This window comes from Acidithiobacillus sp. (assembly GCF_049965315.1).
Lineage (GTDB): Bacteria > Pseudomonadota > Gammaproteobacteria > Acidithiobacillales > Acidithiobacillaceae > Acidithiobacillus_B.
Map to the genome: position 1 here is coordinate 1 of NZ_JBMFWL010000021.1, position 16,029 is coordinate 16,029.

General features: G+C 64.0%; 12 protein-coding genes. 4 read left to right on the forward strand and 8 right to left on the reverse strand.

Annotated elements, in window-relative coordinates; genetic code table 11:
- The first annotated feature begins 565 nt into the window (after positions 1–565).
- Positions 566–2,113 carry a DNA recombination protein RmuC gene (rmuC, locus tag ACP5MM_RS06590; RefSeq protein WP_427931878.1) on the forward strand — a complete coding sequence of 516 codons (1,548 nt, stop codon included), beginning with the start codon at positions 566–568 and terminating at the stop codon, positions 2,111–2,113.
- Positions 2,114–2,326: 213 nt separating this feature from the next.
- Positions 2,327–2,719: a group III truncated hemoglobin gene (locus ACP5MM_RS06595; RefSeq protein WP_427931876.1), complete on the forward strand. Its 393-nt coding sequence runs from the start codon at positions 2,327–2,329 to the stop codon at positions 2,717–2,719.
- A 16-nt stretch (positions 2,720–2,735) separates the two neighbouring features.
- Here the strand turns inward: ACP5MM_RS06595 and ilvA are convergent, their stop codons facing one another.
- The 5 genes from ilvA to ACP5MM_RS06620 form a co-directional block, all read right to left on the reverse strand.
- The gene (gene ilvA / locus ACP5MM_RS06600; protein ID WP_427934292.1) at positions 2,736–4,256 is read right to left on the reverse strand and encodes a threonine ammonia-lyase, biosynthetic; all 1,521 of its coding nucleotides are present in this window, start codon (positions 4,254–4,256) and stop codon (positions 2,736–2,738) included.
- The gene (locus ACP5MM_RS06605; RefSeq protein WP_427931872.1) at positions 4,237–4,623 is read right to left on the reverse strand and encodes a winged helix-turn-helix domain-containing protein; all 387 of its coding nucleotides are present in this window, start codon (positions 4,621–4,623) and stop codon (positions 4,237–4,239) included. Before ACP5MM_RS06605 ends, ilvA begins: the two co-directional genes overlap by 20 nt.
- Positions 4,620–5,528, reverse strand: a complete 909-nt coding sequence (locus tag ACP5MM_RS06610; protein ID WP_427931870.1) for a YheT family hydrolase — start codon at positions 5,526–5,528, stop codon at positions 4,620–4,622. Before ACP5MM_RS06610 ends, ACP5MM_RS06605 begins: the two co-directional genes overlap by 4 nt.
- A gap of 63 nt (positions 5,529–5,591) precedes the next feature.
- Positions 5,592–5,801, reverse strand: coding sequence for a (2Fe-2S)-binding protein (locus ACP5MM_RS06615; RefSeq protein WP_123106140.1), 210 nt, complete (start codon positions 5,799–5,801; stop codon positions 5,592–5,594).
- Between the two features lie 130 nt (positions 5,802–5,931).
- Positions 5,932–7,119 carry an MFS transporter gene (locus ACP5MM_RS06620; protein WP_427931868.1) on the reverse strand — a complete coding sequence of 396 codons (1,188 nt, stop codon included), beginning with the start codon at positions 7,117–7,119 and terminating at the stop codon, positions 5,932–5,934.
- 314 nt (positions 7,120–7,433) lie between these two features.
- Between ACP5MM_RS06620 and ACP5MM_RS06625 the strand changes: the two genes are divergently transcribed.
- The gene (locus ACP5MM_RS06625; protein ID WP_427931867.1) at positions 7,434–8,174 is read left to right on the forward strand and encodes a GNAT family N-acetyltransferase; all 741 of its coding nucleotides are present in this window, start codon (positions 7,434–7,436) and stop codon (positions 8,172–8,174) included.
- On the forward strand, positions 8,171–9,076 hold the full coding sequence (locus tag ACP5MM_RS06630) for a lysophospholipid acyltransferase family protein (RefSeq protein ID WP_427931865.1): 906 nt from the start codon (positions 8,171–8,173) through the stop codon (positions 9,074–9,076). The genes ACP5MM_RS06625 and ACP5MM_RS06630 overlap by 4 nt, the downstream gene beginning before the upstream one ends.
- Here the strand turns inward: ACP5MM_RS06630 and hemE are convergent.
- Genes hemE through gltB form a run of 3 tightly spaced genes read right to left on the reverse strand, consistent with a single transcriptional unit; the run spans position 9,073 to position 15,980 of the window.
- Entirely contained in the window at positions 9,073–10,131 is a 1,059-nt protein-coding gene (gene hemE / locus ACP5MM_RS06635; protein WP_427931864.1) for a uroporphyrinogen decarboxylase, read from the reverse strand. The genes ACP5MM_RS06630 and hemE overlap by 4 nt on opposite strands.
- Positions 10,132–10,136: 5 nt before the next feature.
- Positions 10,137–11,528, reverse strand: coding sequence for an FAD-dependent oxidoreductase (locus ACP5MM_RS06640; protein ID WP_427931863.1), 1,392 nt, complete (start codon positions 11,526–11,528; stop codon positions 10,137–10,139).
- A 27-nt stretch (positions 11,529–11,555) separates the two neighbouring features.
- A complete protein-coding gene (gltB, locus tag ACP5MM_RS06645) occupies positions 11,556–15,980 on the reverse strand; it encodes a glutamate synthase large subunit (protein ID WP_427931861.1) in 4,425 nt (1,474 codons plus the stop codon).
- Positions 15,981–16,029: the final 49 nt, after the last annotated feature.

Genomic DNA, 16,029 nt, shown 5'->3' on the forward strand with positions numbered 1-16,029 from the left:
ATCAATGTCCGGAAAAAGGTATCCCCTACTTTCGAATGGCGGCACATGGTGCCTAGGGGGCATCGTCCGAGGCTGGCCATCCTCCATTGGATCAAGCGTGATGGATCGGCGATTGGCAAAGAAGGGCTGAGGTTGAATCCTCACCGCAAAGGTTCTATGCTCTGGGCTCGGTGTGGAAGTCAGGTACAAAAATGTGGTACAAAAAGCGCGCAGCGCAGAATTGTAACACGCTGAATATAAAAGGATTATTTTCGAACACGGAGTGTCCCACCCTCTCCGCCATTCTTAATGTAAATTCCGGCTTGGCGCCGCATTTCCCCGCTAATCCGCCAACGGCGGTTTTCCGCCCCGGAACAGCAGGGGCAGGGTGTCGGTCCGCTATTGATCCCTTTTTTTCCGCGTTCGCAATCCCTTGCCCATCATGCGGGCAAAAGGGGCTTCCTTGGGGATGATCCGAAAAACGCCCCAACAAGTGGCGAATCCAGGATCATCCTGGATTCGGCGGTTAGCGCTGCCGTTTTTGGATGATTGGCAGTGCTCGCTGGGCAAAGGATAAAGGTGATTCATGGATTGGGGCTACTGGGTCTTTTTGCTAAGCGGTTTGGCTTTGGGCGCGGTGCTGGGTTGGATGGTCCACAAGGCCGGTTCCGGGGCCCGCATTGCCGAGGCAGAGATGGCTTGGCAGGCGGGGCAATCCACCCTCCAGGAACGACTGCGTGGCCTGGAACTGCATCAGGAGCAGCTACAGCAGGAGATTGCCGCTCTGCGGCAGGAGCGGGAGTTTTTGCAGAGCGCCTTGCGCGAGGAAGGGGCGGCCAGGGCTGCTGCTGCGGCGGCGGCGGCCCGGCTGCCTGCCATGGAGGCCGCCTTGGCGGAGCGCTCGGCGGCGTTGGCCGATCTGCAGCGCCGCCATGCGGAGCTGGCGGAGCGACTGGAGCAGGAGCGGCGGAGCAGCGCCGACAAGCTGGCCTTGCTGGATGAGGCGCGGCAAAAGCTGGCCGATGCCTTTCAGACCCTTTCGGCGGATGCCTTGCGGCAAAACAATCAATCCTTTTTGACCCTCGCCGGCGAGAACCTCAAGCGTTTTCAGGAAGGCGCAAGCAGCGAACTGGAACAGCGCCGCCTCGCGGTGGACCAACTGGTGCAGCCCATCCGCGAGTCCCTGGCCAAAGTGGACGGCAAGCTGGCCGACCTGGAGCGGGAAAGACTGTCCGCCTACAGCGGCCTAAAACAGCAACTCACGGACCTCGCGCAGGTCCAGATCCCGCAACTGCGCGCCGAAACCCAGAGCCTCGTCAAGGCCCTCCGCCAGCCGGCGGCGCGGGGACGCTGGGGCGAGATGCAGCTCAAGCGGGTGGTGGAAATGGCGGGGATGCTGGAGCATTGCGATTTCGTGGAGCAGGAGAGCAGCACGGATGGGGAGCGTCGCCAGCGCCCGGATCTGGTGGTGCGTCTTCCCGGCGGGAAACAGATCGTAGTGGATGCCAAGGTACCCCTGGATGCCTACCTCGAAGCCAGCGAGCTGGATGATGAACCACAGCGCAAGGTGCTCTTGCGCAAGCATGCCCAGCAGTTGCGCAATCATCTGGGTCAGTTGGGGCGCAAGGCCTACTGGGAGCAGTTCCAGCCGAGCCCCGAGTTTGTGGTGCTCTTCGTGCCCGGGGAGGTTTTTTTCAGCGCGGCCTTGCAGGAGGACCCCAGCCTCATCGAGTACGGCGTCGACCAAAAGGTAATCACCGCCACCCCTACCACCCTCATCGCCCTCCTGCGCGCGGCTTCCTACGGCTGGCGCCAGGAAGCCCTGGCCCGCAATGCCGCCGAGGTGGCGGATCTGGGCAGGCTTCTGTACGAGCGCATCGCCACCCTGGCGGAGCACTGGACCCGAGTGGGCAAGTCCCTGGGACAGACGGTGGAGGCCTACAATAAATCGGTGGGGGCGCTGGAGGGGCGGGTGCTGGTCACGGCCCGCCGTTTCCGCGATCTGCGCGCCGCCCCCGCCGATGCCGAATTGAGCGAGGCCGTACCCGTGGAGCGTAGTCCGCGCATCCTCAGCGCGCCGGAACTGCTGGGGGGAGAGGCCGGCGCATCAGCATCGCCGCCGGATTCATCCTGACGGCTATGCACCAAAAGGCTACTGCGCTATCGTGGAACATGCCGCACAACCGGTAGGAGCGGCCCATGGCCGCGACCTGCTTCCCCCAGGGGGCGACACCTGCAGTCGCGGGTATGGATCGATCCTGTGCGCGCACGGATTTCGATAGGGCGGAGACAGGATCGTTGTTTTAGGTAAAACCCCACAGTAGCGCCATCGCCAAGGAGAGTGCTTATGGAAGTGGCACCGAAACGCCGTCTGGAACCGTTATGTGTCAAGATCCCCTTGCCCTTGATCCGCGCGGTGGTGGATGATTTTTACGAGCGCATCCAGGATCATCCCACCCTGGCCCAACCCTTTGCCATCGTTGGCGACTGGGATCTGCACAAGGAACGCCTGACCCATTACTGGTGGACCGTCATGGGCGGCTTGCCCTACGGGGATTATCGCTACGCCCTGGGCGACAAGCACGCCCCCGTCGGCGTGACCAGTCCGCTGGTGGATGACTGGCTGGCGCTCTTCCACGCCACCATGCTGGATCACCTGGATCCCGATCTGGCGCAACGTTGGCTGGGTCTGGCTTCGGGCATCGGCGAATCGCTGCGGCTGATGTTCGCCCCCCGCTGAGGCGCCGCAAGACCTTTCAGGGCCGGTTTTCGCCAAGAAAGAAGCGATACGCGGGATTGGCCGTTTCTTCCACGTGGGAATAGCCCAGGCGCTCCAGGAAACGCCCGAAGGCCGGCAAATCCCCGTCCCCCACTTCGATTCCCACCAGCACGCGGCTGAAATCCACCCCATTGTTGCGGTAGTGAAAGAGACTGATATTCCAGTGGCCCCCGAGTTTGTCGAGGAATTCCATCAGCGCGCCGGGCCGTTCGGGGAATTCAAAGCGGTACAGGCGCTCATCCCGGGCCTCCGGGGCGTGGCCGCCCACCATGTGGCGGATATGGAGCTTGGCCATCTCGTCGTCGCTGAGATCCAGGGCCTCGTGCCCCTCCTGGCGCAGGTGTTCGAGGAGGGCCGCCGCATCGCTGCGGTCACGGATGGCGACCCCGACGAAGATATGGGCCTGGGAGCGGCCGTGCAGGCGATAGTTGAACTCCGTAATGACGCGCTGGCCGATGGCGGCGCAGAAGGCGCGAAAGGCGCCGGGGCGCTCGGGGATGGTTACGGCAAAAAGCGCCTCGCGCGCTTCCCCCAGTTCGGCCCGCTCGGCAATGAAGCGCAGCCGGTCAAAATTCATGTTGGCGCCGGAAAGGATGGCGACCCAGGCGCCGCCCCGGCTGGGCCGCTCCGCCGCAAAGCGCTTGAGCCCGGCCACCGCCAGGGCCCCGGCCGGTTCCATGACCGAGCGGGTCTCGTCGAAGACGTCCTTGATGGCCGCGCAGATTTCGTCGTTGCTGACCCGCACGATCTCGTCCACATGCTCGCGACAAAGGGGAAAGGTGTGACGGCCTACTTCGCGCACCGCCACCCCGTCGGCGAAGATGCCCACCTGTTCCAGACGTACCCGCCGGCCGGCGGCCAGGGACTGGTACATGGCGTCGGCCTCGAAGGGTTCGACGCCGATGATCAGGACATGGGGCAAAATGGCTTTGAGAAAGGCGGCAACGCCGGCAATGAGCCCGCCGCCCCCGACGGGGACGAAAACCGCTTCCAGCCCGTTGCCCCTTTGCCGCAGGATCTCGGCGCCGACGGTGCCCTGGCCGGCAATGACCAAAGGGTCGTCGAAGGGATGGATGAAGACCATGCCCGTGCTTTCCACCAGCTTTTCGCAATGGGCCTGGGCATCGGAATAACTGTCTCCCTGCAGCACCACTTCGGCACCGAAGGCCCGCACTGCGGCCACCTTGATTTCCGGCGTCGTCTGGGGCATAACGATGACGGCGCGGATGCCCAGGCGCTGGGCGGAGAAAGCGACGCCCTGGGCATGATTGCCGGCGCTGGCGGTGATGACGCCCCGCGCCTGTTCCTCCGGCGAAAGCTGCGCGATCTTGTTGTAGGCGCCGCGCAGCTTGAAGCTGAAGATGGGCTGCAGATCCTCGCGTTTGAAGAGGATGCTGCGGCTCAGCCGCTGGCCGAGTTTGGGCGCCGCTTCCAGGGGGGTTTCCCGGACTACATCATAGACGCGGCTGCAGAGCACCTCACGCAGGAGGTTTTTCATGGCTTTCCTGGCTTGGTGCTGAGGGATTCATCAACAGGCGGAAGCTCTCCATGTCCTCGGACAGCGCGGCAATGGCCTTGCTCTCCATGGCCTCATAGCGGGTCAGGATGTCTTCTCCCAGGGCGGTGAGTTGTGCCCCTCCGCCATGGCTGCCCCCGGTGGCCGTACTCACCAGGGGCCCGACGAAGCAATGATTCATGGTGTCCACCAGCAACCAGGCCCGGCGATAGCTCATGTTCATGGCGCGCGCCGCGGCCGATATGGACCCGTGGGCACGAATGTAACGCAGCAGATCGGCCTTCCCGGGCCCAATGGCGATGGCCTGGCCGAGAAGGACCCGCAGGCGGGGTTGAACAGGTTCATTCATGGCTGGATGATGCTCTCAAAGTAGGCAAGGAGGGCATGGGGCAACCATTGCAGCCGCCCCGGGAAAGGGCCATCCACAAAGCCGACATGCCCACCATGGGCCGGGAAGCAAGGGGTGATGGCCGGACTGAGGGAAGCGGCGCGAATGGCGCTGATGGGCACGATGGGGTCATCCTCGCTGTTCAAAAGCAGGGTGGGCACCAGGATGGACTGCAGCCATGGCGCCGCCGATGCTTGTTGCCAATACCCATCCGCTCCGGAAAAACCGTGGACGGGTGCCGTAAAACATTCATCAAAGCTATGCAGGTCAGTGGCCGCCAGCACTTTATTCCAGTCGGCCATACCCCGATGCAGCCGCCGATAGCGGCGGGCAGATCGCTTCAATTGCCTCAGAAAGTAACGACTATACAAGATCCCCAGGCCTTGCTCCAGCGCCGCGGCGGTGGCGACCAGATTCACCGGGGCGCAAACCGCCGCCGCTCCGCGGAGAATGGCCCGGGCGTCGTGTCCGGCCTCTCCGAGATATTTGAGCAGGGCATTGCCCCCCAGGGAAACGCCGACGGCGAAGCGCGGCACTGCGGGATCTTGCCTGGCGATGCGCGCCAGGATCCAGGCGATCTCGGCGCTGTCCCCGGCGTGGTAGGCACGGGGCAGCAAGTTGTCCATGCCTCCGCAGCCCCGGAAGTTGATCCAGTAGCCGCGCCATCCCCGCGCGCGTAAAAGCGCCGCCAGGGGGGCGGCGTAGTGCCCGGACGAACTGCTCTCCAGGCCGTGGAAAAGGGTAACGACGGGGGCCTCCGGCGGGGCATCCAGACAATCCACGGCAATGCGATCCCCGTCGGGGGTGGACCAGACTTCGCGGCGCAGGAGAACCTTCGGACGCGGCGCCAGAAAGGCAGCCCACATCGTTTGCTGGTGTCCTCCGGGAAGCCAGCGTGGAGGATGAAAGTCCGGCACCGCGCAGCTCAATCAGTCTTCGATGTAAGCGTCGTGCGCCTTTAGATAGGCCTCGAGATCGGAGATGCAGCTACCGCAACCACTTCCGCAGCCGGCGTGAACCATGATCAGCTCCATGAATGGGAGAGGATTGGCGCGCTGACGTTCGAGGATCTCCTGAAAAGTGGCGGCCGAACAGCAACAATAGGGGCTGTCGTCGACTTCCTGGGGCTCGGCGGACATGGTCGGAACCTTTGCTCGGTGGGAAAAAAGAGGACTGATACATTAGTCATTGCGGGGGCGTGGTGCAAGGGCATGATTTTTTATGGCCTGATAGCTCATCTCTAAGATCCGGCAGTTGGCGGATCCGGGGTTATCGGCGGGGGGCCTCGTCCGCGCGCGGATAAACCCAGAGGGCCAACAAGGCGGCAGCGACCATGGCGACGCCGGCGGAGAGGGCGAAAGCGGCCGCCGGGTTCACTTTTTCCCAGATCGTCCCGAAGATCAGGCCGGCAGGAATGGTACTGATGCCGGTTGCCAGGTAATACCAGCCAAAAGCCGTGCCGCGCTCCTCCGGGTGGGCTAGGTCATTGATCTGGGCGCGCTCCGCGCCTTCGCTCAAGCCATAAAACAGGCCGTAGGAAAGGGCGACCACCCACAGATTCGCCTGCGCGTGGACGCTGGCAAAGAAGGCGTAATTGACGCTATAGGCCAGCCAGCCGGTGAGAAGCACCGGACGGCGCCCAAAGCGGTCGGCAAGGCCCCCTCCCCAAGTGCCCGTACTGGCCTTGGCGAGGTGGATGAAGGCCCAGAGGAGGAGCACCACGACGACATCCATGCCGAGTTCGTAGCCGCGCAGGAGGATGAAGGTCTCCGTGGCCCGTGCCAGGGTAAAAAGGACCAGGGTGATGAGGTAGCGGCGCATGGTGGGTGACAAATGGCTGGGGTTGAGGGAGGGCAAGGGCTGGCTGGCGATCGCGCGGGGGCGTGCCGGCTCCCGGGTGCCAAAGGCGATGAGGGCCACGGCGATGGCGCCGGGTACGGCCGACAGGAGGATGACATCTCTCAGGGATACCTGGGCAAAATACAGCACGGCGGCCGCCGCCAGGGCTCCGAGCAAGGCCCCGCCATTGTCCATGGCGCGATGATAACCAAAGGCCAGACCCATACGGTCCGCGGGGGCGCTGTCGGCGATCAGGGCGTCGCGGGGAGAGGTGCGGATCCCTTTGCCGACCCGATCCATGCTGCGCAAGAGAAGCAGCGCGATCCAGCTCCCGGCAAGGCCGATGAGGGGCCGGGCGAGATTGGAGACGGAATAGCCGGCGACGGCCAGTCCCTTGCGGCGTCCGCCGAGGATATCCGAGTGCCGGCCCGACCAGAGTTTCAGGAAGCTGGCCACGGCGTCGGCGACCCCTTCCACCAGGCCAAGAGCGATGGGTCCGGCCGCCAGTACCGAGGCCAGCAGGATGGGGATGAGGGGAACCACCATCTCCGAGGCGAGGTCGTTAAAAAAACTCACGAAGCCGAGCACGATAACGGTGATGGGCAGGGTTTTCTTCATGCGGATGATTCCTCTGGTCCTGGGTTGGGCGCCAGGCCCTAGGGCTGCGCAGCCCTGGCGAGCGCAGTTCGGCGACTATTAAATCGGGCTATAAAGTAGGTGTATAATGATAGCTGGATTGGCGACTTGATTTGCGTGGCCTCCGGGCACCTTGATTCGTTCCGGGGGGGCGGGATAGGATGCCTGTCATAAAAAGTTCACGGAAGCGTCGCACTATTGTCATATGGATGAGTCAAACTACAAAAGTTTTGCTATTCCCTCAGACGGAGAGCCTTTGCATGTTCAGCACTCAGCACCATGGCAGCACAGACCGCGTGTCCAGTAAAGCATCCCGATCCCTGCGCATCTATCTGGCCCGTCAGCAGGACGAAATAGAGGCGGCGCAGCGCCTGCGCTATCTAGTCTTCAGTGCCGAGTATGCGGCCCAGCTCAGCGGGCGTCCGGGCCTGGACGAAGACGAGTATGATCCCTTCTGCGAGCACCTCATCGTCGAGGACGAGGTCCGTCAGGAAGTGGTGGGGACCTATCGCCTTTTCTTGCCCGAGCAGGTGGCGCGGGTGGGGCGGTATTATGCGGAAACCGAGTTTGACATCGGGCGCCTGCTGAGCATGCCCGCGCGCATCATGGAACTGGGGCGTTCCTGCGTCCACCCCGACTATCGCCAGGGTGCCGTCATCGCCCTGCTGTGGTCGGGTCTGGCGGAGGCCATGGCGATGTGGGACATCGACTATCTCATGGGTTGCGCCAGTATCCACAGCACCGACGGGGCGGCATTGGGCGCCTTGTATCACAGCCTCGCCGATCGCCTCACCACTCCCGAGCAGCGCGCTTTTCCCTTGCGTTCCGTACCCGGTTTTGACCCCCGGGCGCAGGTGGAGCCTGCCCCCCTGCCCAGCTTGATCAAGGGCTATCTGCGGGCTGGCGTGCGCATTGGCGGTGAGCCCTATTGGGATCCCCAATTCCACTGCGCGGATTTTTTCATGTGGTGTGAATCCCGGTTGATCACGCCGCGCTATCAGCAGCGTTTTTTAGAGCCGGCGGATAGCCGCAAATGAGGGTGCGGAAAAAGGTCGGCGCCAATGTGCTGGTGTCCTATCCCGGACGGCGCTGGCGCCGTTCGGCTCCCAACTCGTTGCGGCGCCTCTGGCGTGTGCCCGGGTTATTGCTGCATTTGTTCGTGGCCTATCCCCTGGCGGTATGGACCTGCCGGGGCAAGGCGGCACCCGACGCCCTGAGCTACCGCGCCTTTGCCTGGTGGAGCCGACAGGCAATGCGCATCCTCGGCCTGCGCCTGCGCGTGGACGGGATCGTCCCCGCAAAGCCGGTCCTGGTGGTGGGGAATCATGTGTCCTACCTGGATATTCTCGCCCTTTCCACCCTCGTTCCGGGGCGCTTTGTCGCCAAGAAGGAAATGCGTAACTGGCCGTTTTTCGGCATCATGGGCGTTTGGCTCGGCACGCTCTTCATTGATCGCAGTGATGTGCGGGCGAGTCAGCGCGTGATTCATGATGCGGCGGCCATCCTGCGCAATGATACGCCGGTCATCCTCTTCCCCGAAGGCACCACCAGCGATGGCCGGGGTGTGGGTGAATTCTTTGCGGCGCCCTTCGAGGCGGCCCGCGAGGCGCATGTGGACACCGTTCCGGTGGCCCTGCGCTATGAGGATGTCCTGCACCCCGGGCAGGCCGATCAACGCTGCCCCTTTGTGGGCGATGACAGTCTCCTGGGCCATCTCTGGCGGCTGACGGCGGCGGCTCCGCTCACTTTGCGGGTGGAGTTTTTGCCGGCCTTGGCGCCGACCCTCAAGCGCCGGGAACTGGCTGGGGAGGCCAGGGAGGCCATCGCCCAGGCGTTGCGGCGGATGGAGCAGGGGGCACCGGTCACCTATCTCAACCCCAAACGTACCCATCCCATCCGTGCGGCGTGGTCAGCCTGGCGGAGCAGGCACGGGGCCTAGGGGCGACGGTAGCGGTGGACGGTATCCACCAGGAGGGCCACATGCTCCGGCGGCGTCTGCGGGGTAAGCCCATGGCCCAGATTGAAGATATGACCGCCACCAGCGCCATAGCCGTCCAGGATGCTGATGGCTTCCTGCGCAATCAGGTCCGGCTGGCCGTAGAGGGCGATGGGGTCCATGTTGCCTTGCAGCGCGACCCGATCGCCGATGCGCTGTCGGGCGATGCCCAGTTCCACGGTCCAGTCCAGACCGATGACATCGGCCCCGCTGTCGGCCATGGCCTCCAGCCAGCCGCCACCGCCCTTGGTAAAGAGGATGACGGGAACGTGCCGACCTTCGGATTCCTTGCTCAGGGCAGCCATGACCCGACGCATGTAGGCGAGGGAGAAGGCTTCATAGGCCCGGGTGCTGAGGGTGCCCCCCCAGGTGTCGAAGAGCATGACGGCCTGGGCACCTGCGGCAATCTGCGCGTTGAGATAGAGGGCCACGGCCTCGGCCAGGAGGCCGAGCAGACGATGGAGGAGGCCCGGGTCGCTATAGAGCATGCCCTTGATCTGGATGAAGTCGCGGCTGCCTTTGCCTTCGATCATGTAGCAGGCCAGGGTCCACGGACTGCCGGCGAAACCGATGAGGGGGACGCGGCCGCCCAGTTCGCGGCGAATCATGCGCAGGGCGTCGCCGACGAAACGCAGATCCGTCTCGGGATCGGGGATGCCGAGGCGCTCGATATCGGCGCGGCTACGCAGGGGGCGCTCGAAGACCGGGCCCTCGCCTTCCATGAAATGCAGGCCCAGTCCCATGGCGTAGGGGATGGTCAGGATATCGGAAAACAGGATGGCGGCATCCAGCGGAAAGCGGTCCACGGGCTGCAGGGTAACCTCGCAAGCCAGCTCCGGCGTGGTGCAAAGGGTGAGGAAATCTCCGGCCCTGGCGCGTGCCGCGCGATACTCGGGGAGATAGCGTCCTGCCTGCCGCATGAGCCAGATGGGCGTGTAGGGCGTCGCTTCGCGCTCGCAGGCGCGCAGGAAGGTGTCGTTCTGCAGGGGACTATGCACGCGCTCTATACTCCAAGATAATCAAGGATGCCGTTGGCGGCACGCCGCCCTTCATCCACGGCGGTGACCACCAGATCGGAGCCGGTACGCATATCCCCACCGGCAAAGACCCGCGGGTTGCTGGTCTGGAACTGGGCATTGGTCACGACCCGTCCGCGCTCGTCGAGATGGATGCCGTGCTCGGCAAACCAGGGGGCCGGCGACGGGTCAAAGCCGAAGGCGATGATGACGACATCGGCGGCCAGGACCTGCTCGGAGCCCGCCACCATCTCCGGATGGCGACGGCCGCGGGGATCGGGATCGCCGAGGCGGGTTTCCACGAGGCGAACGCCGGCAACGCTGTCCTCGCCGAGGATTTCCAGCGGCTGGCGATTGAAGAGGAAGTGGACGCCTTCCTCGCGGGCGTTGGCCACCTCCCGCCGGGAACCGGGCATGTTCTCCTCGTCCCGCCGGTAGGCGCAGGTCACCTGGACCGCACCTTGGCGGATGGCGGTGCGCAGGCAATCCATGGCCGTATCACCGCCCCCCAGCACCACCACCCGCTTGCCCGCCAGATCGACAAAGGGAGTGAACGGATCGGGGAGATCCATGAGTTGCCGAACATTGCCGATGAGGTAGGGAAGGGCCTTGATCACGCCCGGCAGGTTTTCTCCGGGGAACCCCCCTTCCTTGGCGGCATAGGTTCCCATGCCGAGGAACACGGCGTCATAGTCGGCCAGCAATTGGATCATGCTGAGGTCTTTGCCGATCTCGGTATTGAGCTGAAAACGCACTCCCATGTCTTCCAGGAGTTGGGCGCGTCTGGCGATGACGGCCTTTTCCAGCTTGAAGGGGGGAATGCCGAAGGTCAAGAGACCGCCGACGGCGGGATAACGATCGAAGACCAGCACCTCGGTGCCGGCACGGTTGAGGATATCGGCGCAGCCCAGCCCCGCCGGCCCGGCGCCAATGACGGCAACCCGTTTGCCATTGGCGGTCCGCCGGGGGGCCTCGGGATGCCAGCCGCGGCCGATGGCCTCTTCGGTGATGAAGCGCTCCAGATGACCGATGGTCACCGCCCCATAGCCGTCGTTGAGGGTGCAGGCCCCTTCGCAGAGACGATCCTGCGGGCAGATGCGCCCGCAGATTTCCGGCAAGGTGTTGGTTTCGTGGGACATGGCCGCCGCTTCCTCGATGCGGTTCTCGACGATGAGCTGCAACCAGTTGGGGATATAGTTATGGACCGGACACTTCCACTCACAATACGGATTGCCGCAATGCAGGCAGCGATCCGCCTGCAGACGGGCGCTACCGAGGTCAAAGCCCGTGTAGAGCTCGCGAAACTCGTGACGGCGCTGCTCCGCATCCAGTTTTTCCGGATCCTTGCGGGGGCCTTCGATGAAAGAAAAATGGCTCATGCTATCCTCAATGGCGACCGCTGTCGCTCAACTCGCTTCTTCGAGCAGGACATCCAGCCGGGCGGCCTTGGGCGCCACCAACCAGACATCGCGCAGAAACTCTGCCCAATGCTGCAACAGGTCTTTGGCATGGCGGCTCTTCGTTGCGGCGATGTGGGCCTCCACATGGCGGCGCAGCAGCCCTTCGTAGCCCGCCATGGCCTCGGTATCGATACGGTGGTAGTTCACCAGTTCCCCGTTGACGAGGTCGGGGAATTGCCGTTGCCGATCCCAGACGAAGGCAAGGCCGCCGGTCATGCCGGCGCCAAAGTTGACGCCCGGCTCGCCCAGCACCACCACCTGACCTCCGGTCATGTACTCGCAGGCATGATCGCCCGCTCCCTCGATGACGGCAATGGCCCCGGAGTTGCGCACGGCAAAGCGTTCCCCCGCCCGCCCGGCGGCATAGAGGCGGCCGCCGGTGGCCCCGTAGAGGCAGGTATTGCCGACGATGGCCGAGTCCTGGCTGGCGTAGGTTACGCCTTCGGGGGGGGCGATGATCAGGGTGCCGCCGTTCATGGCCTTGCCGACGTAATCATTGGCATCGCCATGGAGGCGCATCCGCATTCCCTGCACGCAGAAGGCACCGAAGGACTGCCCGGCGGTCCCCTGGAAGTCCACCTGGACGCAGTCTTCTGCCAGGCCGTTATTGCCATAGCGGCGGGCGATTTCTCCCGCGAGGCGGGCGCCGATGGAACGATTCACGTTGCGGATGGGATAATGCAGGTGGGTGGCGATGCGCCTTTCCAGGGCCGGCATGGCGTCCGCGACCATGCGCTCGGCCAGTTCCCCATGGTCGAAGGGGGGGTTGCGGTCCAGGGTGTGGATGTCGCTGTCGGCATTCTGCAGCGCGGCATTGAAAAGCAACGGCCGCAGATCCAGATGCTCCTGCTTGCCGGTCTGGGCGCCACCCACCTGTAAATGCCCGGTGGCGCCCACCAGATCGTCAAAACGCCGGATACCCAGGCCAGCCATGAGTTCCCGCGTTTCCTGGGCGACAAAGCGGAAGTAATTGATGACCATCTCGGGCAGCCCGGTGAAATGCTTGCGCAGGGTCTCATCCTGGGTGGCTATGCCCGTGGCGCAATTGTTGAGATGGCAAATGCGCAGGTACTTGCAGCCCAGGGCGATCATGGGGGCGGTGCCGAAGCCGAAGCTTTCGGCTCCCAGGAGGGCGCCCTTGACCACGTCCAGGCCGGTCTTGAAACCGCCGTCCGCCTGCAGCCGCACGCGGTGGCGCAGATGATTGCGGCGCAGCGTGGCCTGAGTTTCGGCCAGGCCCAGTTCCCAAGGCGATCCGGCGTATTTGACCGAACTCAAGGGGCTGGCGCCGGTGCCGCCGTCATAGCCGGCAATGGTGATGCGATCGGCATAGGCCTTGGCCACGCCGGCGGCAATGGTCCCCACCCCCGCTTCCGACACCAGCTTCACCGAGACATAGGCCGCCGGATTGACTTGCTTGAGGTCAAAGATGAGTTGCGCCAGGTCTTCGATGGAGTAGATGTCGTGGTGGGGCGGCGGGCTGATCAGCGCCACCCCTTCCTTGGCATAGCGCAGGCGGGCGATGATTCCGGTGACCTTGTGACCGGGAAGCTGACCGCCCTCGCCGGGTTTGGCTCCCTGCGCCACCTTGATCTGCAACTCTTCGGCATTGACGGCGTACTCCGGGGTCACCCCGAAGCGGCCGGAGGCGATCTGCTTGATCTTGCTGACTTTGTTGTTGTGATAACGGGCCGGGTCTTCGCCGCCTTCGCCCGAATTGGAGCGACCGCCGATGGTATTCATGGCGATGGCCAGGGCTTCGTGGGCCTCGGGAGACAAGGCGCCGAGGCTCATGGCCGCCGTATCGAAACGCGGGGTGATGGCCTCGATGGGCTCCACTTCGTCAATGGGAATGGCCTGGGCGGGACGAAGCTGCAAAAGATCCCGGAGATTGGTGACCGGACGTTGATTGACCAATCCGGAAAAGACCTGATAGTCCCCGTAACGTCCCGTCTTGACGGCATGCTGCAGGGAGCGCACCACCTCGGGATGGTAGGCATGATATTCGCCGCCGCTCACATATTTCAGCAAGCCTCCCACCGGCAGCGCCTTGCGCGGCAGAAAGGCGTCGCGCACGAGGCCACGAATGTCGTTTTCGATATGGGCGAAGCTCGCGCCCCCAATCCGCGACACCGTCCCCCGGAAGCAGCGTTCCACCACCCGCCGATCCAGCCCCAGGGCCTCGAAGAGCTGGCTGCTGCGATAGGAGGCGAGGGTGGCGATACCCATCTTGGAGAGGATCTTGTACAGACCCTTGTCGATGCCTTTGCGATAATTTTCCAGGGCCTTCTGCTCGGTCACGGGCTGGGAGAAGGCATGGCGCTCGCGGAGGCTGCGAATGATGGCATAGCTCAGATAAGGATAGACGGCCGTAGCCCCGTAGCCGAAGAGGGTGGCGAAGTGGTGCGGATCGCGGGCATGGGCGGTGGCGACGATGAGATTGCAGCGGGTGCGCAAACCCGCTTCGATCAGGGCATGATGCACCGCTCCCACCGCCATCAAGGCGGGGATATAGAGGCGGTCGCGATCCAGGGCGTGATCGGAGAGTACCAGGATCACATCGCCATGACGCACGGCGTCCAGGGCGGCCATGCTGAGGGCCTCGATGGCGCCTTCCAGGGTATTGTCCGCGGCCGAATAGGTGAGATCGAAGGTGCGGGCGCGAAACTGCGCTTCGGAACGGCTGGTCAGGGCGCGAAAGGTCTGGTCGGACAGGATGGGCGAGTGGACCTCGATGCGCCGGGCGAATTCGGGCCGTTCCTCGAAAAGGTTGCTCTCGGCGCCGAAGACCGTGTTCAGCGACATCACCAAGGCCTCGCGCAAGGGGTCGATGGGGGGGTTGGTGACCTGGGCGAATTGCTGACGGAAATAATCGGCGATATGCCGCGGCTGGGTGGAAAGAACGGCTATGGGGGTGTCGTCGCCCATGGAGCCGACGGCCTCCTGCCCGCCTTCGGCCAGAACGCGGATGACCTGGTCTTCTTCCTCGAAAGAGACCCCAAACGCCTTTTCGCTGCTGAGGAGATCGCCTACCGCCATGGCCGGCTGGCCTTCCGCATCGTCGGCATCGAGATGCACGGCATGGCTTTCCAGCCACTGGCGGTAGGGATGGCTGGCCTTGATCCGGGCGTCGATGGCGGCGGTGTCGAGAAATTCTCCGCTGTGCATGTTGACGGCAATGACCTGCCCTGGCCCTACGCGGCCCTGGACGAGGATGTCGCGGTGGTCGTAATCGAAAACACCGACCTCGGAGGCGATGTTGAGGATGCGCTCCTTGGTGATGACATAGCGCGCCGGCCGCAGGCCATTGCGGTCCAGGGCGCAGGCGGCGATGCGGCCGGTGTTGAGGACGAGGCCCGCAGGCCCGTCCCAGGCCTCCATGCGCATGCTGTGATATTCGTAAAAGGCCCGCAGCTCCGGGTCCATGTGCGGGAAATTATGCCAGGCCGGAGGCACCAGCAAGCGCAGGGCCTTGAAGAAATCCATGCCGCCCTGGACCAGCAATTCCAGCATGTTGTCGAGGCTGAAGGAATCGCTGCCGCCGCCGACGGCAGGCAAGACCTCCGCCATGGGCAGGAGCGGCGTGGCAAGTTGCGCTTCCCGCGCCCTGGCCCAGATGCGGTTGCCCTGCACGGTGTTGAGTTCGCCGTTGTGGGCGAGCATGCGGAAAGGCTGGCACAGACGCCATTCCGGCCAGGTGTTGGTGGAAAAGCGCTGATGATAGGTGACCAGCGCCGAGGCGCAGCGGGAGTCGCGCAGATCGGGGTAAAAATCCGGCAGGCGTTCGGGCATGACCAGGCCTTTATAGCCGATCACCTGGCTGGAACAGGTGACGGCAAAAAAACCCTCCGTGCCGGCAAAGCGTTTTTCCAGGCGGCGCCGGAGGCGATAGAGCAAGCGCTCGTGGGCATCGATATCGCCGTCCGCCGGCAGGTTGAGGAAGGCTTGCCAGACGCTGGGCAAGGCCGCCAGGGCTTCGGCGCCGCAGGCATCGGGGTCGGTGGGTACCGTGCGCCAACCGGCCAGGGCCAGGCCCAGATCGGCGGCCTCATGCCCGAGCCGATCCCGGATGGGGGTGGCGGCGCTCTCATCCATGGGCAGAAAAAACTGGCCGATGCCAAAGCGCCGGCCGAGGGTCAAGCCGGTTTCCGCGGCGATGGCGCGGAAAAAGCCCTCGGGCATCTGCAAAAGAAGGCCGCAGCCGTCGCCGGTTTTGCCATCCGCGGCAACGGCGCCGCGATGGGTGAGCCGGGCCAGGGAGGAAATGGCCGTGGCGACGATGTAATGGCTGGCTTGATTGTCCAATTGGGCAATGAGGCCAAAACCACAGGAATCGCGTTCAAATTCTGGAGAGTATAAGCTTTGCGTCATTATCGTCACCTTGCCATTACGACGCCCTGCCGGCCTGGGAAAAGCAGGG